17 protein-coding genes are annotated in these 24,622 nt (G+C 71.2%); 10 read left to right on the top strand and 7 right to left on the bottom strand.

Annotated features, from left to right (window positions below; translation table 11 throughout):
* The first annotated feature begins 114 nt into the window (after positions 1 to 114).
* The 7 genes from ACH4DX_RS31895 (at position 115) to ACH4DX_RS31925 (ending at position 12,192) form a co-directional block, all read left to right on the top strand.
* A complete protein-coding gene (locus tag ACH4DX_RS31895; protein ID WP_398157649.1) occupies positions 115 to 1,965 on the top strand; it encodes a DUF4192 family protein in 1,851 nt (616 codons plus the stop codon).
* 419 nt (positions 1,966 to 2,384) lie between these two features.
* Positions 2,385 to 4,595, top strand: a complete 2,211-nt coding sequence (locus ACH4DX_RS31900) for a glycogen debranching N-terminal domain-containing protein (protein ID WP_398157650.1) — start codon at positions 2,385 to 2,387, stop codon at positions 4,593 to 4,595.
* Between the two features lie 118 nt (positions 4,596 to 4,713).
* Positions 4,714 to 5,475 (top strand): NUDIX domain-containing protein, encoded by a 762-nt coding sequence (locus tag ACH4DX_RS31905; RefSeq protein WP_398115835.1) that lies wholly within the window; start codon positions 4,714 to 4,716, stop codon positions 5,473 to 5,475.
* A gap of 293 nt (positions 5,476 to 5,768) precedes the next feature.
* Positions 5,769 to 7,967, top strand: a complete 2,199-nt coding sequence (locus ACH4DX_RS31910) for an ATP-binding cassette domain-containing protein (protein WP_398157651.1) — start codon at positions 5,769 to 5,771, stop codon at positions 7,965 to 7,967.
* Positions 7,968 to 8,166: 199 nt separating this feature from the next.
* Entirely contained in the window at positions 8,167 to 9,057 is an 891-nt protein-coding gene (locus ACH4DX_RS31915; protein WP_398115831.1) for a FadR/GntR family transcriptional regulator, read from the top strand.
* A gap of 539 nt (positions 9,058 to 9,596) precedes the next feature.
* Positions 9,597 to 11,150: an RNA polymerase sigma factor gene (locus ACH4DX_RS31920; protein ID WP_398157652.1), complete on the top strand. Its 1,554-nt coding sequence runs from the start codon at positions 9,597 to 9,599 to the stop codon at positions 11,148 to 11,150.
* Between the two features lie 211 nt (positions 11,151 to 11,361).
* Positions 11,362 to 12,192 carry a serine protease gene (locus tag ACH4DX_RS31925; RefSeq protein WP_398115828.1) on the top strand — a complete coding sequence of 277 codons (831 nt, stop codon included), beginning with the start codon at positions 11,362 to 11,364 and terminating at the stop codon, positions 12,190 to 12,192.
* A gap of 198 nt (positions 12,193 to 12,390) precedes the next feature.
* Here the strand turns inward: ACH4DX_RS31925 and ACH4DX_RS31930 are convergent, their stop codons facing one another.
* Positions 12,391 to 12,621: a hypothetical protein gene (locus tag ACH4DX_RS31930; RefSeq protein WP_398115826.1), complete on the bottom strand. Its 231-nt coding sequence runs from the start codon at positions 12,619 to 12,621 to the stop codon at positions 12,391 to 12,393.
* Positions 12,622 to 13,062: 441 nt separating this feature from the next.
* On the opposite strand from ACH4DX_RS31930, the gene ACH4DX_RS31935 reads away from it, so the two are divergent.
* Positions 13,063 to 15,186: a type IIA DNA topoisomerase subunit B gene (locus ACH4DX_RS31935; RefSeq protein ID WP_398157653.1), complete on the top strand. Its 2,124-nt coding sequence runs from the start codon at positions 13,063 to 13,065 to the stop codon at positions 15,184 to 15,186.
* 319 nt (positions 15,187 to 15,505) lie between these two features.
* Here the strand turns inward: ACH4DX_RS31935 and ACH4DX_RS31940 are convergent, their stop codons facing one another.
* The 4 genes from ACH4DX_RS31940 to ACH4DX_RS31955 form a co-directional block, all read right to left on the bottom strand.
* A complete protein-coding gene (locus ACH4DX_RS31940; protein ID WP_398157654.1) occupies positions 15,506 to 16,183 on the bottom strand; it encodes a response regulator in 678 nt (225 codons plus the stop codon).
* Complete coding sequence (locus ACH4DX_RS31945; RefSeq protein ID WP_398157655.1) at positions 16,180 to 17,850, bottom strand: ATP-binding protein; 1,671 nt, start codon at positions 17,848 to 17,850, stop codon at positions 16,180 to 16,182. Before ACH4DX_RS31945 ends, ACH4DX_RS31940 begins: the two co-directional genes overlap by 4 nt.
* Positions 17,851 to 18,109: 259 nt before the next feature.
* On the bottom strand, positions 18,110 to 19,015 hold the full coding sequence (locus tag ACH4DX_RS31950) for a sucrase ferredoxin (RefSeq protein WP_398157656.1): 906 nt from the start codon (positions 19,013 to 19,015) through the stop codon (positions 18,110 to 18,112).
* Positions 19,016 to 19,052: 37 nt separating this feature from the next.
* Positions 19,053 to 20,336: a citrate synthase gene (locus tag ACH4DX_RS31955; RefSeq protein ID WP_398157657.1), complete on the bottom strand. Its 1,284-nt coding sequence runs from the start codon at positions 20,334 to 20,336 to the stop codon at positions 19,053 to 19,055.
* A 120-nt stretch (positions 20,337 to 20,456) separates the two neighbouring features.
* Between ACH4DX_RS31955 and ACH4DX_RS31960 the strand changes: the two genes are divergently transcribed.
* Positions 20,457 to 21,638, top strand: coding sequence for a citrate synthase (locus ACH4DX_RS31960; RefSeq protein WP_398157658.1), 1,182 nt, complete (start codon positions 20,457 to 20,459; stop codon positions 21,636 to 21,638).
* A 181-nt stretch (positions 21,639 to 21,819) separates the two neighbouring features.
* Here ACH4DX_RS31960 and ACH4DX_RS31965 read toward each other — a convergent pair whose 3' ends face one another.
* Positions 21,820 to 22,056, bottom strand: coding sequence for a hypothetical protein (locus tag ACH4DX_RS31965; RefSeq protein ID WP_398115812.1), 237 nt, complete (start codon positions 22,054 to 22,056; stop codon positions 21,820 to 21,822).
* 278 nt (positions 22,057 to 22,334) lie between these two features.
* Positions 22,335 to 22,883, bottom strand: coding sequence for a DUF6082 family protein (locus tag ACH4DX_RS31970; RefSeq protein ID WP_398115810.1), 549 nt, complete (start codon positions 22,881 to 22,883; stop codon positions 22,335 to 22,337).
* A gap of 346 nt (positions 22,884 to 23,229) precedes the next feature.
* Between ACH4DX_RS31970 and ACH4DX_RS31975 the strand changes: the two genes are divergently transcribed.
* Positions 23,230 to 24,606, top strand: a complete 1,377-nt coding sequence (locus tag ACH4DX_RS31975; protein ID WP_398157659.1) for a CobW family GTP-binding protein — start codon at positions 23,230 to 23,232, stop codon at positions 24,604 to 24,606.
* The last annotated feature ends 16 nt before the right edge of the window (positions 24,607 to 24,622 follow it).

Genomic DNA, 24,622 nt, shown 5'->3' on the forward strand with positions numbered 1-24,622 from the left:
GGTCAGACATCGTGCGACCGAGCCCGCCAGTCTGTGGACAACTCTTGGCGTGCTCCTGATCGGGGTTATCCACAGGCCCAACCGGAGGGATAGCTTCCGGTGCAGAGTCGGCGCATGACGAAGCACAGCGAAGCAGCCGACCCGTCCGCCCCCGTCGTGACCCTGCGCACCCCCGCCGAGCTGGCCGACGCCTTGCCGTACCTGCTCGGATTCCAGCCCGAGGACAGTGTCGTCCTCATCGCCCTGCACGGCCCGCGCGGCCGATTCGGCGGTCGGGTGCGCCTTGGCATTCCGGAACGCACGGAGGACTGGCCGTCCGTCGCGGAGCAGCTGGCCCAGTGCCTGGTGAGCGGCTGCGAGCGGCGCGAAGCACGGCCGGACGGCGTCGTGGCCTTCCTCTGTCGGGAGCCGGGAGGGTCCGCGGGGGACATCTCCGGGCCGACCGGAGACACCTTCGGGGCGATCGGAGACACCTTCGGGCCGGCCGGGGGCGTCCTCGGATCGACGGCCAGGGGCGCCTCCGAGTCCCTTAGGGGTTCTTTCGGGCCGACCGTAGGCGGCCCGTGGCCGGTCGGAGGCGGCTCGTCAGCAGGAGACGGGTTGTCAGCAGGGGACGGCTCGTGGTCGGCCGGGCGGCGGGTCATGGAACACCTCCGCCCCCTGGCCCAGAGCCTGCGCACCGCCTGCGGCAGCCTCGACGTCCCGGTCCTGGAGGTGGTGTGCGTCTCCGACGGCCGCTTCTGGACCTACTGCTGCCCCGATCAGCGGTGCTGCCCCGCGGAGGGCGCACCGCTGCTCCCCAAGGGCACGTCGGTCCTCGCGGCGGCCTCGGCGTACGCAGGGCACCAGATGGGCCCGGACCAGGGCGTGCTGCGTGCCCGGCTCGCACCGTGGCGGTCGGAGGCGGCCGCGGCGGCGCAGGAAAGTGCCCTGCATGCCGCCGCCGTCGCCCTGGTGCCGCGCATCCTGGACGACGGCGGTCACGACGAGATCGCCGACGAGACCCTCGGCCTCGCCCGCCGTCTGATGGACCGCCTCGCTCAGGCCCACCCGAAGCGCGACATCCTGGAGGCAGACCTTCAGGACGACCAGTTGCTGGCGCACGACGAAGCTGCCGCACTGATCCTCGGTCTCCAGGACCGCACCACGCGGGACCGGGCGGCCGAGTGGATGGAAGGCCCGGTGGCGGCGCCGGCCCTCCGGCTCTGGCGGGCACTCGCCCGCCGCTGCGTCGGTCCCTTCCACGAGCACGCGGCCGCGCCCCTGACGCTGGCAGGCTGGGTGGCCTGGTCGCTCGGTGACGTGGTCGAGGGCCAGGAAGCACTGAACATGGCGTTGCGTGCCGACCCGCACTACACCTTCGCTCTGCTGCTGCACCCGACGTGTGGCGCGGACGGTGACCCGGAACCGATCCGCCGCATCCTGCGCGGTGAGCGCACGCAGCGGGAGTCCGCCCCGGCCGACGACCTCATGCGCGCGCCCACCGTGCCGGACGGCGTCGGAGTGCCGGTCGGCATCGACGGGTCGGCAGATGCGGATGCGCTCTCCGACGCGCAGGGCGCTCACGCTCCGTCGGCTCATGCCAGGTCGGCCCATGTCCAGTCGGCTCACACGCGGACGACGAACGGCTCCTCCGCGCGCAGCGACCTCCCCGAAACCGCGGAAGACACCGGTCGCGTGGCCTCATCCGTGCCCGGAAGCGGGGTGTCTGCCACGCCGGTGTCCGCGGTCTCTCCCGCCTCACCCACCCACTCCACCACCGGCTCCGGCCTTGGCTTCACCACCGGATCCGGCGCCGTGGCCGAGGCTGAACCCGCGGCGGACGAGAGCCTGAGTTCCGCACCCCGTGAGCGCCGCCGGGGGTCACGCCCTGCCGCACGCGCGTCGCGTCCGGCGGGCGGGGCCGGAGCGGGGCCGCGGAACCGGCGACCCGCGGTCCGGCGAGACACGAGGCGCGGCCGGTGAATTGCGACACGCGACCCCTGAACGGCGCACCGCGAACCGCGAGGGGTGGCCAATGCATCGTGAGGGCTGGTCAATGAACCGTGAGGGGCGGTCGATGAACCGTGAGGGGCGGTCGATGAGCCGTGAGATGGGGTTGATGAACCGTGGGGTGCGGTCGGCACCCCAGGGAGCGCCACCGGTCAGCCAGGAAGTGCGACCGGGGGACACGGACCCCGGGCGCCGTACGGGGAGGTCCGTGCTGGGACGGGCGGCTGCGGTCATCGAGAGGGCACACGGCCGTACGGGCGGCTTCCTGAGGCGTATGCGTGACTTGCTGCGGTCCAGGCCCGTTCACCTGAGTGGCGGTACCCATGTCCGGGTCGCGCCGCCGCACCGCGACCGAGTCTCCGTAGCGCAGACAACGCAGAAGAGGCTGCTCCATGCACGTTCCCGCCCTGCCCTCCGCCTTCGTCCGCTCCGACATCTCCGTCAGTCCCAAGAGACCGGACGTCAAGCACAACAATCCCGACGCCGAGCCCAACAATCCCGACGCCGAGTCCAACAATCCCGACGTCAAGCCCAAGAAGCCCGACGACAAGCCCAAGAAGCCCGACATCGGACAGCCCGACAGCAATCGGCCATCCGCGACGGGTTATCGGCGTCCGCCCGCAGGACGGTCCCCGGCATCCGCTCCACATCGCCCCGGAGGGCTGCCGCCCGTGCACGCGTCGCTGGTCTGCGTTGCGCTACCGGCGCTGGCTGTCTCCACGGACCAGGGCCAGCTGAACGGCCGCGGGCTCGAAGGCTTCTACCGTTCGGGCCGGCGCATGCTGTCGCGCTGCCAGGTACGCGTGGCGGGACGGGAGCCGGTCGCGGTGCAGGCCCGGATGCTGTCGGCCGACAGCGCCCGCTTCGTGGCGACCGTCCTTCCGTCGACGGACGGCGGCCCCGACCCGGACGTCGTCGTGGAGCGGACCCGGCACGCCGACGGAACGGAGAGGATCACGCTGCGCAGCGCGGCCAGTCGCCCCCTGAGGCTCCCCGTCGAGGTGTCGCTCGGGACGGACCTGGCGGAACTGGGAGCGGTCGCAGCGGGCCGAGCGGGACCGGAACTCCCCGCCAGCGTCCACGACTCGGGCATGCGGTGGTCCTCGGGGACGGGGCACTGTGTGGTGACCGCCGTCCCGGCACCCACGGACGCGCTCGCCTCCGCAGGGCTGCTGCGCTGGGAAGTGCAGTTGCCGCCGGGGGGCAGCCAGAGCGTGGAACTGCGCATCCGCCCTCAGGGCGGTGGGCCGGTGCGGCCGGTGGGACACGGCGCGAGCAGCCCATTGGCCTCCGCCCGGGCCGTGGGCGACGAGCCGACGGTAACGCGCCTCCTGGACACCTCCGTGGCGGACCTGCGGGCGCTGCTCCTGCGGGATCCCGCACACCCCGCGGAGGTGTACGTGGCAGCCGGGGCGCCCTGGCGGTGCGGCCTCGCGCCGGCGGAGGCACTGACGGCAGCGCGGATGACGCTGCCCCTCGGCACCAGGCTCGCCGTCGGCACGCTGCGTGCCCTGGCCCGCGGCCAGCTCAAGAACGCGGGATCGCGGTCGGGCATGATCCCGGGGCCGATGAGGAACGCCGGACCGCTGTTGCCTCCGGGGTGCACGGGAGTCGAAGCCACCCTGCTGTTCCCGGCGCTGCTGGCAGAGGCCCGGCGTTGGGGGACATCGGAAGCGGACGTGGCGGACCTGCTGCCCCCCGCGGAGCGATGTCTGCACTGGCTCCTCGAAGCGGTCGGCGACAGCCCCTTCCTCCCGGACCCCCACCCCCGTGGACCCGTTCGCTGCGAGACCCAGGCCCACGCACACCGCGCGGCGCTACTGGGCGCCGATCTGCTCGACGCGTACGGGCGCCCGGGAGGTGCAGGGCTGAGGCAGTGGGCGGAGCGGCTGCGGGGCCGGTTCCGGGAGGAGTTATGGGTCGCGGACCGGACAGGCGGCAGACCGGTGGCGGCACGTCTGGCCGACGGCCGCACGCTCTCCTTCCTGACCGGGAGCGCGGCCCACCTCCTGGACACCGGACTGCTCGGAGCCGGTGTGCTCGCCCCGGGGTTGCTCGACAAGGTGCAGACGGAACAGGTCGCGAGGCTCCTCGGCGGCCCCGTCATGGACTCGGGCTGGGGGCTTCGCGGCCTGGGCGCCAAGGAGGCCGCGTACAACCCGTTCGGGCACCGCAGTGGGGCGGTGCGCGTGCACGAGACGGCGGTCGCTGTCGCCGGGCTGGCGGCCGCGGGGTACGAGAAGGAGGCGGGCGCGCTCCTGCGGGGCGTGCTCGCCGCAGCGGAGACCTTCGGCCATCGGCTCCCCGAGATGTACGCGGGCGAGCAGCGCGCGGAGGGCGGCGCGCCCCTTCCGCACCCGGCGGCCTGCCGCCCGGCCGCCGTGGGAGCGGCAGCCGGGGTGCAGCTCCTGACCCTCCTCGCAGGCATCCGCCCGGACGCGCCGGCGGGCACGGTGACGCTGAACCCCGTCCGCAGCGCGCCCCTGGGCGAGCTCGGGTTGACGGCGCTGCGGGTGGCGGGAGAGCCGTTCTCGGTGCGCGTGAGCAGGCTCGGCCTCGCCATGGTGGAGGAGGCGGCCGACGGCTTGCAGTTGAGCGGGTGAGGAGCCGGGCGACGGTGTGGAGCACAGGGTGGGCAGGATGGACGGAACCCGGGGAAAGGGGCTGGAAGCAGATGACGCAGGAGGTGTTTATCGTCAGGCAGACGACTATGATCGCGGCATGTCGCCCTACGACCCGTCGGCCTTCCCGCCCTTCGCTGTCACCGTCGATCTGGTCGTGCTGACCGTGCGCCGCCACGCCCTGTGCGCGCTGGCCGTGCGGCGCGGGGAGTCGCCCTTCCAGGGGCGTTGGGCACTGCCGGGCGGGTTCGTGCGGGCCGACGAGGACCTGTCCGCGGCGGCGGCGCGCGAGCTGGTGGAGGAGACCGGGCTGTGCGCCCACGACCCGGAGAGCCCCGTACAGGTCAATGGGGCGCACCTGGAGCAGCTGGCTACGTACGGCGCCCCCAAGCGGGACCCGCGGATGCGGGTGGTCAGCGTCGCCCACCTCGCCCTCGCGCCCGATCTGCCGGCGCCCCGTGCGGGCGGGGACGCCAACAGCGCGCGCTGGGCACCGGTCGAGGACCTGCTCACCCAGGGGGGCTACGGCCGTGAGGGGGAGCAGGTGGCGCCGCTCGCGTTCGACCACGCGCAGATCCTGGCGGACGGCGTCGAGCGCGCTCGTTCGAAGATCGAGTACTCGTCCTTGGCCACGGCGTTCTGCCCGCCCGAGTTCACCGTGGGCGAGTTGCGGCGGGTGTACGAGGCGGTGTGGGGCGTCGCGCTCGACCCGCGGAACTTCCACCGCAAGGTGACAGGCACGCCGGGTTTCCTGGTCCCCACCGGAGGGACGACGACGCGCCAGGGCGGTCGCCCGGCTCAGCTCTTCCGGGCGGGTGGCGCCACGCTGCTCAACCCGCCCATGCTGCGACCGGACGTCTGACAGCACACCAACGGGCGGGGGCGTCCGCGCAGGACAGGGCTGCGGGCGGGTTCCTGGCGAACGGCCCGAGCGTCGTGCGTGCCGAGGCAGGGCGACGAAGGCGCGGCTCCGAGCCTCGCGGACGCCTTGCTCGGTCGCTTCGAGCACCGCAGCTGACACCCGCGGGCTCACGCCCTCAGCGAAAAGCCTGAAATGTCGCGTTATCTTGCTTTGGTACCCACGGGGTTCGTCCGTCCCCGATCCGGCGGACCCGCCCCGGCCGCCGAGCGGTCACACATCCGGCGAGAGAAGCGATGATCCAGGCCACCGGACTGACCAGCAATCCACGCCAGGAACTCCCGCCTGCCGTCGACGACGTCTCCTTCGAGGCGCACACGGGCCGTGTCACCGCGCTGCTCGGCGCCCCGGACGCAGGCAAGACAACCGTGCTCCGGCTGGCACTCGAACTCCAACAAGGCCGTGGGATCACCTACTTCAGGGGCCGCCCCCTGCACCGCATCGCTCACCCCGCCAAGGAGGTGGGTGTGCTGCTGGGTGAGGTCCCCGGCCATCCGGCCCGCACGGTGCGAGGACATCTGCGCATGCTCTGCGCCGCGGTGGGCGTGCCCGTTCCGCGCGCCGACGACGTGCTGGAGGCCGTCGGACTCGTCAGCCTCCGGGAGGAACGGCTCGGGAGCCTCTCGCGCGGCATGGACCGCAGGCTCGGACTCGCCTGCGCCCTGCTGGCCGATCCGCACGCGCTCGTCCTGGACGGTCCCACCGACGGGCTTTCGGCAAAGGAGAGCGGTTGGTTGCACGCGATCCTGCGGGCGCACGCGACACGGGGTGGCACGGTCCTGTACTCCACCAGCGACCCGAAGGAAGCCGCCCGGACCGCAGACCAGGTCGTCACGCTCGACGCCGGACGCGTCGTCGCGGACCAGGACGCCGCGGAGTTCGCCCGTACCCGCCTGCGCCCCCGCGTCGTCGTGCGCACCCCGCACGCGGCGCGCCTCGGTGTGCTCCTGGCCAAGGAGGCACGCGCCCGCCGTCGGCCCGTCGAGGTGGTGGAGGAGGACGGCAACAGACTCTCGGTGTACGGCAGCACCTGCGCAGAAGTGGGCGAAGCGGCGTACCGGCACGGCATCCTCGTCCACCGACTCGCCGACGAGGTCGGAGTCGCGGGGCCGCCGACAGCTTCCGCGTCGACGTCGGGGGAGCGGACCCGGGCCGAGCCCGCACCCGAGCCCACTCCCATGCCCCCGGCCTCCGCGCCGTACGCCCCCGATGCGCTTTGCGAGCGCCGCACGCCGGAGTGCCCGCCGGGCGCACCAGGGCCCGGTCGAGTAACCGAGCCGGACCCAGCGGCCGAACCCGCGCGGCCGAACACTCCTGCACACCCTGTCGAGCCTGCGCATCCCGACGAGCCCGCGCATCCCGATGGGCCCGTGCTTCTCGACGGGCCCGCGCATCTCGTCGAGCCCGCACACCTCGTCGAACCCGCGCATCCCGACGAGCCCGCGCGCCTCGACCGAGCCGAACGCCCGGTCGACCCCGCCCGTACGGGCGACCCCGCCCGTACGGCCAAAGCTCCGTACCGACTCACGCCGCTGTTTCCTCCCGCAGACGGTGCGCCCTCCGCGGCCCTCGGCGTCAGGCCCGCGTCCGCGTCCGCGTCCACGCCTCGGCCCGGTCAAGCACAACCTTCCTCCCCTCTGCCGCCTCCCATCGCGGTCCGTACCGCCTGTAGCCCGCTGCGGCCCGTGCGGTACGAACTGCGCCGGGTCACCGGGGTCGGCACCGGATATCTGACGGTGGCGGTGGTTCTGGCGGTATCCGCGGTCATGAGCGTCCTTCTCGCCCGCAGCAGCCACACACCGCAGCCCTACCTGCTCGCCGCATGGCCGGTCGAACTTCCCTTGCCTCCGGCGGCCCTTGGCGCCGGACTTCTCGGCGCGCTCGCCTTCGGCGAGGAGTTCCGCCACCCCGCCCTCGCCACGGACCGGGGCACCGTCCCACGCCGCCTTGGCCTGCTCGTCGCGAAGCTCGTGGTGGCCGCCGCCACAGCCCTGCTCCTGGCCGTCCTCACCGTCGGCTGCGACGCCGCGCTGCTGCATCTCGTATACGGACCGGAGCTCACCGAAGTTCCCGCCGACTGGCTCTCGTCGAGCGCGAGTTGGGCGGCCCTCACGGTGGGCTGCGCATGGGCGGGGGTGCTGGCGGCAGGCGTGTTCCGGTCCACGAGCGCCGGGCTCGCTGCGGTTCTCGCGGTGCCGATCGTCGTCGTACCGCTCGCGCAGAAGGCGCTGGAGGGGCCGTCTGTGCGATCCGCGGCCGGTCTGCCTGGCCGGTTGCGGGACCTGGCGCTGGTGCAGTGGCCCTTCGGGATCGAACGCTACGTCGCCGGGGTGCTCCGCATGCTCGCCCAACCGGTCGGCAGCGCGCTGACGTTGTCGGTCACCGCTCTGCTCTGCGCCTTCCTGCTCACCGCGGCGCGAAGCAAGGTGCGCTGACAGGTGCACTGACAGGTGCGATGACAGGCGCGATGACGGGAATCTTCCGCCGTCCGTACCCGCGTTGTGCGCAAGTCTCCGGTGAGCGGCGGCTTCTTTCCGATAAGGCGTCAATTGCAGCGAGGTAAGCGATCACCCTTTCGTGTGCTTTTCACCAAAGACCTCAAGGGACTTGGGAGCCGCGCCGACAACTGAATCCGTGAGTACCCTTGCGCACACCATGATGACCACCGCCCGTTCCGCAGAGTCCGGCCTCGCCGGTCCGACGGGCGACCTCGACCGCTACCCCTACGCGGAGGCGCCCGGCGCCGACCGCGTGGTCGCGCCCGCCTGGGAAGGCATGGAGCAGGACCTCGGCCGCGTGGGCCGACGAGCCGCCGGCAACCGCGGCCGTGGGCTGCACGGACAACTGGTCCAGCAGCTCGGACAGATGATCGTCTCCGGCGACCTGGGGGCAGACCGTCCCCTGGTGCCGGAGGAGATCGGCCAGCGGTTCGAGGTCTCCCGCACCGTCGTCCGCGAATCGCTGCGCGTACTGGAGGCCAAAGGCCTCGTCAGCGCCCGGCCCAACGTCGGCACCCGCGTACGGCCGGTCAGCGACTGGAACCTGCTCGACCCGGACATCATCGAGTGGCGGGCGTTCGGCCCGCAGCGCGACGACCAGCGGCGCGAACTCAGCGAGCTGCGGTGGACCATCGAGCCACTGGCCGCCCGCCTCGCCGCCGGACACGGTCGCGAGGAGGTGCAGCAGCGGCTCGCGGACATGGTCGAGATCATGGGCCACGCGCTCGCCCAGGGCGACTCGATCACGTTCTCCCGCGCGGACGCCGAGTTCCACTCGCTGCTCATCCAGGTCGCGGGCAACCGCATGCTGGAACACCTGTCCGGCATCGTCTCGGCCGCGCTCCAGGTCTCCGGAGGGCCCGTCACGGGCTGTGACCGTCCGAACGAGGCCTCTCTCGTGCACCACTCCCGGATCGTCGACGCCCTCGCCGCGGGCGACGGACCGGGCGCCGAGGCCGCCATGCGCCAGCTGCTCACGGTTCACCCGGAAGGGGAGCGCGTGGTGCCCGCTCCCCGCGAGCACTGACCGCCTCCCGCGTCAGCGCAGCACGCCGTGCACACCGCGCAGCATCGTTTCGCTGCTCCGTCACCCGTTGACGTCGTCCGCGCCGCCGGACCCTCGCTCCGCAAGGAGCCAGGGGGCCCCGGAGGCGCGGACGCGGGGGAGTGAAGGAGCGGACGCACGGAGTCCGGCGTCGTAGTGCCCGGACCCCGGCACTCCGGTGACGACCCCTCGTACGTACGCGTATGCGGCAGTACGTCACACGATGTCGACGTACACATCCGAGCGGCTGATGAGAGAATTCTCGCCACTTCTGACCTTGTCTAGCCGCTTTTGACTGCATACGAGGTGTGACTCGGACCACGTAGATTGGGCGTAACGCTCTTACTGACAGCGCGATGACCTAAGAGGTGATAGCCGAGGAGGGAATGCAGCCGTCGTTCGCGGCGCTGTGCGAGCTCCACGGGTCCCGCCCGCGCCGTCGGCCCAATCCCTAGCCGTCGGTCGTCGGCTCCGGTCCGCAGTGGACGGGGCCGGAAGCCGTTTTCCAACGTTCCGAGAGGTTGTTCGTGTCGGCCAGCACATCCCGTACGCTCCCGCCGGAGATCGCCGAATCCGTCTCTGTCATGGCGCTCATCGAGCGGGGAAAGGCTGATGGGCAGATCGCCGGCGACGACGTTCGTCGTGCCTTCGAAGCTGACCAGATCCCGGCCACTCAGTGGAAGAACGTTCTGCGCAGCCTCAACCAGATCCTCGAGGAAGAGGGTGTGACGCTGATGGTCAGTGCCGCGGAGCCGAAGCGCCCCCGCAAGAGCGTCGCAGCGAAGAGTCCTGCCAAGCGCACCGCGACCAAGACGGTCGCCGCCAAGACCACCACGACGAGGCCGGCCGCTGCCGCCGCGCCCGAGAGGTCGGTCGCCGCCGAAGCCGCCACCGAGGACGGCACGGCCGTGAAGAAGGCCGCCGCCAAGAAGGCGACGGCCAAGAAGGCCACCGCCGCGAAGAAGACCGTCGCCAAGAAGACGACGGCCAAGAAGACCGCCTCCAAGAAGGAAGCCGGTGAGCTCCTGGATGAGGAGGTCACCGAGGAGACGCCCGCAGCAGGCAAGCCCGGCGAGGGCGAGCCCGCGGAGGAGGGCGCACAGGGTTTCGTGCTCTCCGACGACGACGAGGACGACGCGCCCGCGCAGCAGGTCGCAGCGGCCGGCGCCACCGCGGACCCCGTCAAGGACTACCTGAAGCAGATCGGCAAGGTCCCCCTGCTCAACGCCGAGCAGGAAGTCGAACTGGCCAAGCGCATCGAGGCGGGCCTGTTCGCCGAGGACAAGCTGGCCAACGCCGACAAGCTCGCGCCGAAGCTCAAGCGCGAGCTGGAGATCATCGCCGAGGACGGGCGCCGCGCCAAGAACCACCTGCTGGAGGCCAACCTCCGCCTCGTGGTCTCCCTGGCCAAGCGCTACACCGGCCGCGGCATGCTCTTCCTGGACCTCATCCAGGAGGGCAACCTCGGTCTGATCCGCGCGGTCGAGAAGTTCGACTACACCAAGGGCTACAAGTTCTCCACGTACGCCACCTGGTGGATCCGTCAGGCGATCACCCGCGCCATGGCCGACCAGGCCCGCACCATCCGCATCCCGGTGCACATGGTCGAGGTCATCAACAAGCTCGCGCGCGTGCAGCGCCAGATGCTCCAGGACCTGGGCCGCGAGCCCACCCCGGAGGAGCTGGCCAAGGAACTCGACATGACCCCGGAGAAGGTCATCGAGGTCCAGAAGTACGGCCGTGAGCCCATCTCCCTGCACACGCCGCTGGGCGAGGACGGCGACAGCGAGTTCGGTGACCTCATCGAGGACTCCGAAGCCGTCGTACCGGCCGACGCGGTCAGCTTCACGCTCCTCCAGGAGCAGCTGCACTCCGTGCTCGACACCCTGTCCGAGCGCGAGGCGGGCGTCGTCTCGATGCGGTTCGGTCTCACCGACGGTCAGCCGAAGACCCTCGACGAGATCGGCAAGGTCTACGGAGTGACGCGTGAGCGCATCCGGCAGATCGAGTCGAAGACGATGTCGAAGCTGCGGCACCCGTCGCGCTCGCAGGTCCTGCGCGACTACCTGGACTGATCCGAACCGGCTTCCGGGCAAGCCCGGAGCCACATGCCGCGGAAAGGCCCGCAGGCTCCCGTACAGGAGCGTGCGGGCCTTTCGTGCGTGCGGTCACGCCCCGGACGCGGAGTCCCGTCGTCCCGCGCTCCTGCCCGCGTGGCGCACGTGCGGGGTGTGGAGTGGTGACTGACTCTGGGTGTGCGATTGCAACCCAGAGTGAGGAGATCGCATGCGTCGTCCCATCGTCCGAACGCTGGCGCAAGCGGCGGTCCTGGGGGCTGCGGCAGCCGTGCTGCCCCTGGCCTCCCAGTCCCCCGCGACGGCCGACAGCGTCGTCGTCGGAGGCAAGCCGGTACGAGTGGCCGACAGTCCATGGGTGGTGGCCCTCGCCAGCCGTGACCGGTTCGGGGGTACCCGGTCGGGTCAGTTCTGCGGCGGTGTCGTCGTCGGGCGCTCGACGGTCCTCACGGCCGCGCACTGCATGGGCAAGGAAGTTCTGGGCGTACCGCTGCGCCGGGTGTCGGACCTGAAGGTCGTCGCGGGCCGCGAGGACCTGGCCACGAACGCGGGCAGCGAGATCGCGGTCAGCGCGGTGAAGATCAATCCGCGGTACGACGCCTCCACCAACGCCGGCGACTTCGCGACGCTGACTCTGGCGCAGCCGCTCCCGGAGAGCTACGTGATCCAGGCGGCGGGAGCCGGTGACGAGGCCTACAAGCCGGGCACGAGCGCGACCGTCTACGGGTGGGGTGACACCACGGGGCGCGGCAACTACGCGCGGTTGCTGCACGCCGCGGACGTGACGGTGCTCGCGGACAAGGAGTGCCAGGAGGCGTACCCGGGCAGTGCGGACGGGACGTACACGCCCGAGTCCATGCTCTGCGCGGGCGAGCTCCAGGGCGGCCGTGACGCCTGTCAGGGGGACAGTGGCGGGCCGCTGGTGGCCCGCGGCAAGCTCATTGGCCTGGTGTCGTGGGGAGAGGGCTGCGGCCGCGCGGGGAGCCCCGGGGTGTACACACGGGCCTCTGAGGCCGTACAGGTGTCCAAACGGCACGGCTGACGGCCCTGCGACGCGCGGAGCACGGCTGACGGTCCGGCACCGAGGAACACGGCTGGCGGCTCGGCGGCACCGACAAACACGACTGGCGGCCAAGCGGCACCGAAGAACAAGAGCGGGCGGCTGTCCCTGGATTAGCAGGGGCAGCCGCCCGCTCGCAGGCTCGGTGGCCCGCCGCTCGCTCGTCGTGGTTGCGAGGCGTCAGCGTTCCTCTTCGGAGGAGCTGGCCGGTGCTGCGGTCAGGCGCTCCGTCTCATCCTGTATCTCAGCGGCGATCTTCTTGAGTTCCGGCTCGAACTTGCGACCGTGGTGGGCGCAGAAGAGCAGTTCACCGCCGCTGACCAGGACGACGCGCAGGTACGCCTGGGCGCCGCAGCGGTCGCAGCGGTCAGCGGCCGTCAGGGGGCTCGCGGGGGTCAGAACAGTAGTCACGTCGCCTCTTCTCTAGCTCGACGAGCTGTCGTACCAGGGTCAACATCCAACCAGGCCGAAAACGTTCCCGCTCGCGGCTTTTCCTCGAATTTTTCTTCCGAGGCGGCTGTCTGCTGCCGGTTGGCGGCGAATGTGCCGTATTGCGTGTCTTACGTGTCGTACGGTTTCGCGCTGTCTGTCAGGTCAGGTCCTCGCCGGCTGGCTTGCCGGTTGTTCATGAGGACGTGCCCGGAGCCTAAATGGTTCATGCCTGGAAGGGAACGTGATGTGTGCTTCACTCCATCGAGGGATCGAACACCCGTACGCTTCTCGTTTACGCTGGGCCGAGCCGAGGGTGGCGTGCCAACGGCTCTACCAGGCCTCGGTACCCTCTGACGGGCACCAGAAGCCGGGCCCTTACCCCAAAGGGCCTCCCTTGAAATTCAGCGAGGAGCGAACCGCGTGACCGCCGAGACGTCCGTGCCGTCCACAGCGTTGCTGACCGGAGCAGACCGGGACGGGTCCAACTACACCGCGCGGCACCTGCTCGTCCTGGAGGGGCTCGAAGCCGTCCGCAAGCGTCCGGGCATGTACATCGGGTCCACGGACAGCCGTGGCCTGATGCACTGCCTGTGGGAGATCATCGACAACTCCGTCGACGAGGCCCTCGGCGGGTACTGCGACCACATCGAGGTCATCCTCCACGACGACGCCTCCGTGGAGGTCCGGGACAACGGTCGCGGCATCCCGGTCGACGTGGAGCCGAAGACCGGACTCTCCGGAGTCGAGGTCGTCATGACGAAGCTGCACGCGGGCGGAAAGTTCGGCGGAGGCTCGTACGCGGCCTCCGGCGGTCTGCACGGCGTGGGCGCGTCGGTGGTGAACGCCCTGTCGGCCCGGCTCGACGTCGAGGTGGACCGTGCCGGACACACGCACGCCATCAGCTTCCGCCGCGGTGTCCCCGGTGCGTTCTCCAAGGTCGGTCCGGAGGCCCCCTTCGATCCGAAGGCACGGCTGAGCAAGGTCAAGAAGATCCCCAAGGCTCGTACCGGCACGCGCGTGCGGTACTGGGCGGATCGCCAGATCTTCCTGAAGGACGCCAAGCTCAGCCTGGAGAACCTGCACCAGCGTGCGCGGCAGACGGCCTTCCTGGTGCCGGGCCTGACCATCGTCGTACGCGACGAGTACGGCCTCGGCGAGGGCGGCACCAAGGGTGAGGAGTCCTTCCGCTTCGACGGCGGCATCAGCGAATTCTGTGAGTACCTCGCGCAGGACAAGGCCGTCTGCGACGTGCTGCGCTTCTCGGGGCAGGGCACGTTCAAGGAGACGGTGCCGGTCCTGGACGAGCACGGGCAGATGACGCCCACCGAGGTCACCCGCGAGCTCGGCGTGGACGTCGCGCTGCGCTGGGGCACCGGTTACGACACGACGATCAGGTCGTTCGTGAACATCATCGCCACGCCCAAGGGCGGCACGCACGTGACCGGGTTCGAGCGGTCGCTGACCAAGACGGTGAACGAGGTGCTGCGGACGCAGAAGCTGCTGCGGGTCGCCGAGGACGACGTCGTCAAGGACGACGCGCTCGAGGGACTGACCGCGGTGGTGACGGTGCGCTTGGCCGAGCCCCAGTTCGAGGGGCAGACGAAGGAGGTTCTTGGCACGTCCGCGGCCAACCGGATCGTGGCCACTGTCGTCGCCAGGGAGATCAAGGCGTATCTGTCCTCCACCAAGCGTGACGCCAAGGCGCAGGCCCGCGCGGTGATGGAGAAGATCGTCGCCGCCGCTCGTACGCGCATCGCCGCCCGTCAGCACAAGGAGGCCCAGCGCCGTAAGACCGCCCTGGAGTCGTCGTCGCTGCCGGCGAAGCTGGCCGACTGCCGCAGTGACGACGTCGACCGCAGCGAGCTGTTCATCGTCGAGGGCGACTCGGCGCTGGGTACCGCGAAATTGGCCCGCAACTCCGAGTTCCAGGCACTGCTGCCGATCCGCGGCAAGATCTTGAACGTGCAGAAAGCCTCGGTCTCGGACATGCTCAAGAACGTCGAGTGCGGGGCGATCATCCAGGTCATAGGAGCGGGGTCGGGACGGACCTTCGACATCGACGCGGCCCGCTACGGCAAGATCATCCTGCTGGTCGACGCCGACGTCGACGGAGCGCACATCCGCATCCTGCTGCTGACGCTGTTCCAGCGGTACATGCGGCCCATGGTCGAGGCGGGCCGCGTCTTCGCCGCGGTCCCGCCGCTGCACCGCATCGAGCTGGTCCAGCCCAAGAAGGGGCAGGACAAGTACGTCTACACCTACTCCGACCGCGAGCTGCGCGACACGCTCCTGGAGTTCGAGCGCAAGGGCGTGTGGTACAAGGACGCGATCCAGCGGTACAAGGGCCTCGGTGAGATGGACGCGGACCAGCTGGCGGAGACCACGATGGACCCGCGCTTCCGCACCCTGCGCCGGATCAACATCTCCGACCTCGAATCCGCGGAAGGCGTCTTCGACCTGCTGATGGGCAACGAGGTCGCCCCGCGCAAGGAATTCATCACGAGCTCCGCCGCCACGCTGGACCGCTCCCGCATCGACGCGTGACGGTACTGCCTGCTCGCCCGCCCGCCTGCCGGTGCGCCTGAGCGCCGGTGCGCGTGGCGCAGGCCGTGCTCTGACGGAAGCCGCAGCGCATGACGGGAACCAGGCGCTGGTGGCTAGTGCCCGCCGCGCTTGCCTGTCTGCGCGGCGGCCATCGTGATGCATCTCCGCACTGCGCCGACGAGGCCACGTACGCGGAGACGGAGGTGCGGTCACTGACCGGGGTGGGCGCCGCGTAGCCGGACGGAGGATGGTGAGCGTGCAGCCGTCAGGGGGACGGGTGCCGCCTGATCGGGCATCGGGCAGGAAGCGGGCGTGGCGGTCAGTGCACGGACGACCATACGTAGCGGTGCTCGGGGCGGCCGGTGTCGCCGTACTTCAGGCTCAGCCGCACCCTCCCCGTGCGTTCCAGGAGCTTCAGATAGCGCTGAGCGGTCTGCCGGCTCAACCCCGTGCCCTCCGCGAGCTCCTGGGCGGACACAGGGCCCTCGGCGGCCATCAACGCCCTGCGCACCAGCTCCGCGGTCGTGGGGGAGTGCCCCTTCGGCAGATCGGGCGCGGGTGTGGCGGAGAGCGCACCGAAGATCCGGTCGACCTCGGCCTGTTCCGCCTCACCGCCCCCGTCGAGCGTGCGGCGCAGCGTCGCGTACGCGTCGAGCTTGGCGCGGAGTCCCGCGTACGAGAACGGCTTGACCAGGTATTGCAGGGCGCCGTGCCGCATCGCGGCCTGCACGGTGGCCACGTCGCGTGCCGCCGTCACCATGATCACGTCGGTCTGGTGGCCGCGCTCGCGCAGTGACCGGACCATGGCGAGACCGGTGTCGTCCGGCAGATAGTGGTCGAGGAGCACCAGGTCGACCGGTCGTTCCTCGACGAGTCGCAGGCCCTGCGCGGCACTGTGCGCACGACCGGCGACCCGGAAGCCGGGCACCTTCTCCACGTACGCCGCGTTGACGTCCGCCACGCGCACGTCGTCGTCCACGACCAGTACCTCGATCATCGCGTCTCCTCGGGGGCGGCCGGACGGGGCTCCGTGAGCCCCTCGGGCAGTACGACGGTGAACTCGGCGCCGCCTCCGGGCGCCGAGGCGACCCGTACGCTGCCGCCCTGCCGTTCGGCGAGCCTGCGCACCAGGGCGAGCCCGATACCGCGCTGTCCGTGCGCGGGCGGCTCCTTGGTGGACCAGCCCTCCGTGAAGACCGACTCCCGCTGTTCCGCAGGCACCCCCGGGCCCGTGTCCCGCACACGAAGCACAACGGTGCGTCCCAGGAGACCCTCGGTACGCAGAGCGACCTCCACGCGCGCGTGCCGGACACCCGCGTCTCCGGTCCGCAGACCGGCTGCCGCGTCCAGGGCGTTGTCGACGAGGTTGCCGACGATGGTGACGAGACCGCCGGGGTCCACGAGGCGGTCGGGCAGAGCGGTGTCCTCGCAGACCGCTAGGGTCACACCGCGCTCCGCGGCGACCGTGGCCTTGCCGACGAGGAGCGCCGAGAGAAGCGGGTCGTGGACCTTCTCCGTGATCTGTTCCGCGGTCACGCGGTGAGCGCCCGCCACCTCGCCGACGAACTCGGCGGCCTCCTCGTACATCTCCAGTTCGAGCAGGCCGAGCAGGGTGTGCATGCGGTTGGCGTGCTCGTGGTCCTGGGCACGCAGGGCGTCGATGAGACCGCGCGTGGAGTCGAGCTCACGGCCGAGCTGTTCCAGCTCCGTGCGGTCGCGCAGGGTCGCGACGGCGCCGCCGTCGTCGGTGGGCATGCGGTTGGCGACGAGGACGCGCTGACCGCGGACGGTGAGCAGATCGGTGCCGGTGACACGGCCCGAGAGGACGTCCGTGGTGCGCCCCTCGCCGAGTGCCGCCTCCAGTGGCTGCCCGATCGCCTCCGTGCCGAGCCCCAGGAGGCGCTGCGCCTCGTCGTTGAGGAGTCTGATCCGGCCGCCCCTGCCGAGCGCGACCACGCCTTCCCGAATGCCGTGCAGCATCGCCTCGCGCTCCGCGAGCAGCGCCGAGATGTCGGAGAAGGCCAGGTCACGTGTCTGGCGGTGCACCCTGCGGGAGATCAGGTACGCGGCGAGGGCGCCGACGGCCAGCGCTCCGCCCGCGTACGCGAAGAGACTCGGGATCGTGTGGATCAGCCGGGCGCGCACGCTGTCGTACTCGATGCCTACGGAGACGGCGCCCACGATCTCGCCGCCCTTGTCCCGCAGCGGCACCTTCCCGCGCGCGGAGCGGCCGAGCGTACCGTTGTCGATCTCCATGACGTCGCGGCCCGCGAGCGCGTCGCTGGGGTCCGTCGATACGACCTTGCCCACCTCGGCGCTGTCGGTGTGGGACCAGCGCACACCCTGCTTGTTCATGATCACGACGTACTCGGCGCCGCTGGCGTTCCTGATCCGCTCCGCCGCGGCCTGCACAGGCCCGTCGACCGAGGGCCGGGTGGTGGTGAGGTCCGCTGTGATCCGGGGCTGGGCCGCCGTCGTCTGGGCGATGGCGAGGGCCCGGCGCATGGCCTGGTCGTCCAGCTGATCGCTCAGCGGCGCGAGAAACAGCCCCGTCGCGAGCACGGCGACCCCGGCGGCGATCGCCACCTGCATCAGCAGGACCTGCGAGAAGACGCGCCGCGGCAGGCCGAGGCGCAGTCGTCGAACAGGGGGAGTCGGGCTCATGAGTACGAACGGTACGGCGGTCAGTGGCCCACGCCGAAGCCAGTGTGGCGTGGATCTCTTGGCGTGAAGGTCCCGGCGTGCGTCTTCCGGCGTGCGTCTCTCGGCGTGTGCGTCTCCTAGCGGGGGCCTCGCTGGTCGGGCCGGAGGCTCAGAGTCCTTGTGACCAGCTGTGACCGGTGCGGCCTCATGACCGGCGCGGCCCCGTGACCGGCACGACCCTGTGCCCGGCGTGGCGAGTGACCGGGCGGGGCCGGCAGGCTCACGCGATCTCTCGGACCGCCACCACGTCCATCCGCGTCGGCGTCCCCAGCGCCGCCCCGCAGCTCTCCGCACGGGGCGGCAGCGAGGAGCCCTGCGCGACGGCCACCCGCCAGCGCCGGCCGTCGGTGTGGGCGACCGTCACCTCCCAGCGAGGCGCGTCACCCGCCGCGTGCACGACGCTCAGGGCGCCCGCGGCCTCCTCGCGCACGGCCCTGCGCACCGCCAGTTCGGCCGCCTGCCCGGGACGCTCCCAGGCAGAGCTGCCCCGGCACCCTTCAGTCACCACGCGCCCGTCACGGACGCCTTGCAGGATGTCCTTCACGGCGTGCGCCGCCGTGCGGCCGTACGCGTATCCGTGCGGCAGCACGAGCAGGGTCGGCGAGAACCGATGACCACCCAGATGAGTGATCTCCCAGACGCCCTCCTCTCCGGAGGCCGCGAGTTCGCTCGCGAGCGGTCTGCCGAGCAGTGCGCAGCAGCGGTCGCGTTTCCCGTTGGTGCACACCAGGGCGAGTGGTGCGCCGGTGTGCGGAGCACCGAAACCGCCGTGGTCACCCGCGCCCAGCGCCTCGAAGTCCAGGTCCAGCAACTGCCGTGGCGTGTCCACCACATGGGAGCGCAGCCAGGCGTTGCCCGGGGCGGTGTGCGCGGCGTACACCTGGTGACGCGGGGCCGCGGCACAGTCCGCGTGACGTCCCGGGCGCCGGATGAGAGCGACGCGTACACCCGTGGAGTCGGCGGCCCGCTCCAGTGCGCGCCCGACGTCCGGGTCCAGATGACTGGATGTGAGCGCCTTGGCGCCCCAGGGGCCCGGCTGTTCCAGGAGCAGCCACGTCCTCGCGGTGGCCGCGGTGCCCGCGAGGGGCTCGTTCAGGCCTCGCGAGGCGGTCGCGCACGTACTCACGGAGGTGAGCCTAACCTGCCTTCCGGCCTGGGCCGTCTCACTCGCCGGGCAGGTCGCCCGCGTCCGGAAGCGGCTGCGGCGGCCGCTCGCCGACGTACTGCCCGACGGGGCGCATCCGCATGGGCCGCTCTTCGTACTCCTCCAGGGCGTGCGCGATCCAGCCGGCCGTGCGCGCCACGGCGAAGACCGTCTCTCCCGCCTCCGCGGCCATGCCGGACGACGCGGTGAGCACGGCGAGCGCGAGGTCGACATTGGCGTGGAGGTCGGTGTGGCGCGCGGTGGTGACCACGACGTCGCGGGCCGCCGCCAGCGCCGGGCCCGCCTTCGGCATGGTCTCCAGAAGGCTGAACAACGCCTTCGCGCGCGGGTCCTCGCCCGGGTAGAGGCGGTGGCCGAGTCCGGGTACGCGTCGGCCGGCGCGCAGTTCGGCCGCGACGACCGGGGCCGCCGTGCCGCGGTCGAGGACCTCCAGGAGCATGCGGTGGGCGAGGCCGCTCGCCGCGCCGTGCAGCGGGCCCTCCAGGACGCCCAGACCCGCGGACACGGCCGCGTACGGATGGGCGCGCGCCGACGCCGCCACGCGCACCGCCAGCGTGGATGCCGCCAGGTCGTGGTCGACGAGCAGCGCGAGGGCGGTGTCCAGGGCGTGCAGCGACGCCTCGTCGGGCTCGTGGCCGCTCAGGCGCCCCCACAGGCGACCGGCGAGGGGGCCTCCGTCGCGGTGGGTGGGCAGGACCGGAGGGAGGGCCGCGACGAGAGTCGGGATCAAGGTGCGGGCCGTGCCGATGACGGCTTGCTCGGAGAGGTCGAAGCGCAGCGGGTCGGCGGCAGCGGCGGCGATGGCGGCCACCCGCAGCCGGTCCGTGGGGCCGCAGTGCTCCGGCAGGGCGCGCACGGCCAGGCGCGCGGCTCCGGCCTGCTCCGGCGGGGGCGTGAAGTGGACTCCGTGCCGCAGCTCGCCGGTCCAGAGCCACTCGGCGACCTCTTCGTAGGAGTGGCGCAGGGCCAGTTCGGTCGCGTCCACCCCGCGGAAGTAGTAGCGATCCTTCTCGATCAACGTGATCCGGGTGCGTACGGACAGTTCATCGGCTCCTGTCGCCGCCGCGCGCTCGCGCCTGTTCCTGCGTACGAGGGCCCGCACCTCCTCGGGGTCGAAGGTGCTGCCGCGCGAGCCGGGGCCGCGGCGGCTGCCGAGCTGGCCGCGACTCACGTAGGCGTACACGGTTTCCGGCTTCACGCCCAGTACTTCCGCCGCCTCCTTGGTGCTGAGCCGCCGGTCTTCGCGCGCGGACGTGCCGCGGTCCGCTCCCTGATCCGTCATGGGCGTCACCGTATCCCCGACTCGATAACTGGATGTGCATATTGATTCAATCAATATTGACAGACATTCAGTCAAGCATGGACAGTCAAATCAAGTCCAGGGAGGAAGTCGAGGAACAACATGCCGATCAATGGCTCCGCCGCCACCCCCACCGCTCCCGTCGAGGTCCCACGCGGACTCGCGGGTGTCGTCGTCACCGAGACACATCTCGGTGACGTCCGGGGGCGTGAGGGCTTCTACCACTACCGCCAGTACTCCGCCGTGGAGCTCGCGCAGACCCGCAGCTTCGAGGACGTCTGGCACCTGATGTTCCACGGCTCGCTGCCGGACGCCGCGCAACGAGCCGAGTTCGCCCGGCAGACCGCTGCCCTGCGACACCTTCCCGAGGAGGTCGGCGCGGCGCTGCCCGGCATCGCACGCGCCAGTGCGCTGTCGGGGCCGCTGGCCGGGCTGCGCTCGGCCCTGTCGCTGTTCGGTGCCGCCAAGGGGTTCCGACCGGTGTACGACATCGACGGCGACCAGCGACGGGCGGACGCGCTCGCCGCCTCCGCCGTGGTACCCACGCTGCTCACCGCGCTCTACCGGCTCGGCCAGGGGCTCGACCCCGTGGCACCCCGGGACGATCTTCCGTACGCCGCCAACTACCTGTACATGATGACGGGTTCGGAACCGGACCAGGACCGCGCTCGTGCGGTCGAGCAATACTTGATCTCCACCATTGATCACGGCTTCAACGCGTCAACATTCACCGCTCGGGTCATCACCTCGACCGGTGCGGATGTCGCCGCCTGTCTCGTGGGTGCCGTCGGGGCGCTCTCCGGGCCGCTGCACGGCGGTGCGCCGAGCCGGGCCCTGGACACCCTCGACGCCATCGGCACCCCGGACCGGATCGACCCCTGGATCCGCGAGCGGGTCCTCGCGGGCGAGCGGATCATGGGCTTCGGCCACCCCGTGTACCGCACGGAGGACCCGCGCTCGCGGATGCTCCGCGAGATCGCGCAGGGGTTCGGCGGTGATCTTGTGGAGTTCGCCGTCGAGGTGGAGCGGCAGGTCGAGGCGATCCTGGCGGAGCTCAAGCCGGGCCGGGAACTGCACACGAACGTGGAGTTCTACGCGGGCGTGGTCATGGAGCTGTGCGGGCTGCCGCGAGACATGTTCACGCCGACGTTCGCGTCGGCGCGGGTGGTCGGCTGGAGCGCCAACGTCCTTGAGCAGGCGGAGGACTCGAAGATCATTCGGCCTGCGGCACGTTATGTGGGGCCGGTTCCGCCGGTGCCGGTGCCGGTAGTGCCTACGGCCTGAAGCGAGCGGACGGCTGGAACAAGCGTGCGGCCCGGTGCCGATCGGGCATCGGGCCGCACGCGGTGCAAGTTCGAGGAGGCGGGCGGAGGGTGCGTCATCCGGAGGCGGGCCTCCACGGGGTGGGTGGGGGACCTCGACGGAGAGGGCGCGGTGAGCGCCGGTCGTCACTCCGCGCCGTGGTTCAGCTGTTGGGGATGTCCGCCTTCGCGCGGACGAGGGTCTCGCGGCTGATGATCACGATGCGTTCGTCGTCGGCGCGGGCGGCGTCCGGAGGCAGCTCACTGTCGAGCGCCGCGGTCGCCTCTGTCCCGATGACGGCGAAGTCGCCGCTGGCGAGTTCGAAGATGTCGGGGCAGGTGTCCCCGGCGAGACTGCCACGTTCCCGTGGTGACGCACCGATGCGGCGCACGATCTTCAAGTTGATCCCGGTCCTTGAGGAGTGAAGGGGGCGACCGCACCGACGGGGCCGTCGTCCCGCGATACGGGCATGCTTCAGCACCCGCCCCCATGCTGTGGACGACGGGCGGGGACAGGTTAGCCTTTCCCTGTTGCGCCTTCATGACAGGCTCTGCGGCGTCGCGTTGCCGCGGTGTGATGCGGCGCGTCGACGGTAGGCGATGCGGCGCCCCGACACGGCACGGCGACTCGCCGCGAGAGGCCGGGCGGCGCCGTCATACGGGGCCGCCGCAACCGGCCCTACTCCGGTGGCGGTTCGCCCACGACCCACCACTCGTCGGTGTCGGCCTCGTCCAGATCTCGGATCAAGGTGTCCGTCATTCGGCCCACCCGGGCCTCGTCGGAGGAGTCCTTGAGGCTGGCCCGCTGGTGGCGGGTGGCACGCCAGTACTGGCGGAATATCTGGTTGGTGCATATCCAGCGCAGATGGCCGTGGAGCTCCTCCCAGCTGACGATGCCGCTGCGATAGGCGAGCAGCGCGTTCGTATAGAGGGCGTTGGCGAAGAGGAACTGGCGCCGCTGCGTGGGCGACTCGACCTCCGCGATGCTGTAGACGGCAGCGAGATCCGGGTCCTCGATCGCCTTGCGGAGCAGGTAGAGCTGTAGTTCCTGCTGCTCCGCCATCAGGGCGCGCCGCCACTCGGCGCGCTCCGCCCGGTCGACCTGTGCGCGGAGTTCGGCGTATTTGCGCTGCTGGGCGGAGAGGAGAGCGAGGCAGCCGGCGGCGAGGGCGATCCCCACCCCGACTGCGGGGCGGAGCTCTCCTGCCCCATGGTTCTGTGCGGTCATGTCAACCCCCGAATCAGGCGACCGTCCGCCGGTCGTCGGTGCGGGGCGACAGGGTGCGGACCGGCGAGCGATGGGCGGCGCTTGCCGTCTCCCAGGGTGCCCGAGCAGCTCTGATCGGTCGGGAGGCGGAGAGGAGGCGCACGGAAGGAAACGAGGCTCACACATCCCTGCGCCGTGCCCAATGTGTGCCCCGCGAGCGCCGCTAACAATCGTTCACCAACCGGCGCGTCTACGCGCACATATCCTGGAGCGGGCTTCAATCGTCGTACAGTTTTCGCCGCCCGCGATGTGTACGCGTTGTGGTGACTTGATCCAGGTTGATGCGAGTTGACGCGAGGGGCAGCACGTGCGGGAGCAGCAGATTCCGGTCGTCGTACTCACCGGTTTCCTCGGTTCGGGGAAGACGACACTTCTGAATCACCTGCTCCACCGCAGTGGCGGCAGCCGGATCGGTGCGATCGTCAACGACTTCGGTTCCATCGAGATCGACGCCATGGCCGTCGCCGGGGCGCTCGGCGACTCCACCGTCTCCCTCGGCAACGGATGCCTGTGCTGTGCCGTGGACGCCGGTGAACTGGACGAGTACCTGGAGCGGCTGGCAGGCCCCACCGCGGACATCGACGTCATCGTCATCGAGGCGAGCGGGCTCGCCGAACCGCAGGAACTCCTGCGCATGGTGCTCGCCAGCGAGAATCCGCACATCGTGTACGGCGGTCTCGTGGAGGTCGTCGACGCAGCCGAGTTCGACGCCACCCGGCAGCGGCATCCGGAGGTGGACCGGCACCTGGGCATCGCCGACCTCGTCGTCGTCAACAAGGCCGACCGGGTGAGCGACGCCGAGCGGGAGCGGATCCTCGCCGAGGTGCACCGCCTCGCCGACCGTGCGGCGATCGTCCCCGCCTCGTACGGACGCGTCGACGTGGGGCTCCTCCTGGACCGCAAGCCCGTCGGGGAGCGCGTGGGGCAGCTCTCCTTCGACGACCTGCACGACCATGGGGAAGGCGTCGACGGCGACGTCGATGGCGGCACGGACCGTGCGGATGCCGTCGGCGGCGGAGGGGCTGGCGGCGGCGCGGACGCCAGCGACCACCTGGGTGCCGCCGACCACCCGGACCACGGCCGCTGCGGATGCGACAACCCCGGGCACCATATGCACCACGGCTACGAAAGCCTCGCCTTCACCGCGGACGCGCCCCTCAGCCCCCGCCGGCTCATGGCCTTCCTCGACAGCAGGCCCGAAGGGCTGTACCGGATCAAGGGCTACGTCGACTTCGGCGCCGCCGACGCCCGCAACCGGTACGCCGTGCACTCCGTGGGGCGCTTCCTGCGCTTCTACCCCGAGCCGTGGGAGCCGGGGGAGAAGCGGCTCACCCAGCTCGTCCTCATCGGGGCCGGTCTGGACGTCGCGGCCCTCGACGAGCAGCTGACGCTGTGCCGCGAGAACGACGAGGACGCCCCTGGCTCCGACGAGTTCGGCATGTGGGGCGTCCTGCGCTACGTACAGGATCCGGAGCAGGCGTCCGACACGTATGGGATGGCCGACATGTATGGGGCGTCCGGTACGACTGGGGTGTCTGGGACGCCTGGGGCGCAGGGGGCCGATGAGGCTGTGCTCGACGAGCGTGAGCCCGACGGGCCTGTGTTCGGCGAGCCCGCGCCCGGCGAGCCGGAGTTCGAGGCGTCGGACGACGGCTCAGCGCCTCCGCCCGACCCGGAAAGCTGACCCTGCTCCCGGTGGC

The sequence above is a fragment of the Streptomyces sp. NPDC017940 genome (genome assembly GCF_044328435.1).
Classification (GTDB): Bacteria; Actinomycetota; Actinomycetes; order Streptomycetales; family Streptomycetaceae; genus Streptomyces.

What these genes read in the sequence shown, in the direction of transcription:
- ACH4DX_RS31895 (WP_398157649.1), top strand. Translation starts at nt 115, where the DNA reads ATGACGAAGCACAGCGAAGCAGCCGACCCGTCCGCCCCCGTCGTGACC.
- ACH4DX_RS31900 (WP_398157650.1), top strand. Translation starts at nt 2,385, where the DNA reads ATGCACGTTCCCGCCCTGCCCTCCGCCTTCGTCCGCTCCGACATCTCC.
- ACH4DX_RS31905 (WP_398115835.1), top strand. Translation starts at nt 4,714, where the DNA reads ATGTCGCCCTACGACCCGTCGGCCTTCCCGCCCTTCGCTGTCACCGTC.
- ACH4DX_RS31910 (WP_398157651.1), top strand. Translation starts at nt 5,769, where the DNA reads ATGATCCAGGCCACCGGACTGACCAGCAATCCACGCCAGGAACTCCCG.
- ACH4DX_RS31925 (WP_398115828.1), top strand. Translation starts at nt 11,362, where the DNA reads ATGCGTCGTCCCATCGTCCGAACGCTGGCGCAAGCGGCGGTCCTGGGG.
- ACH4DX_RS31940 (WP_398157654.1), bottom strand. Translation starts at nt 16,183, where the DNA reads ATGATCGAGGTACTGGTCGTGGACGACGACGTGCGCGTGGCGGACGTC.
- ACH4DX_RS31945 (WP_398157655.1), bottom strand. Translation starts at nt 17,850, where the DNA reads ATGAGCCCGACTCCCCCTGTTCGACGACTGCGCCTCGGCCTGCCGCGG.
- ACH4DX_RS31955 (WP_398157657.1), bottom strand. Translation starts at nt 20,336, where the DNA reads ATGACGGATCAGGGAGCGGACCGCGGCACGTCCGCGCGCGAAGACCGG.
- ACH4DX_RS31960 (WP_398157658.1), top strand. Translation starts at nt 20,457, where the DNA reads ATGCCGATCAATGGCTCCGCCGCCACCCCCACCGCTCCCGTCGAGGTC.
- ACH4DX_RS31970 (WP_398115810.1), bottom strand. Translation starts at nt 22,883, where the DNA reads ATGACCGCACAGAACCATGGGGCAGGAGAGCTCCGCCCCGCAGTCGGG.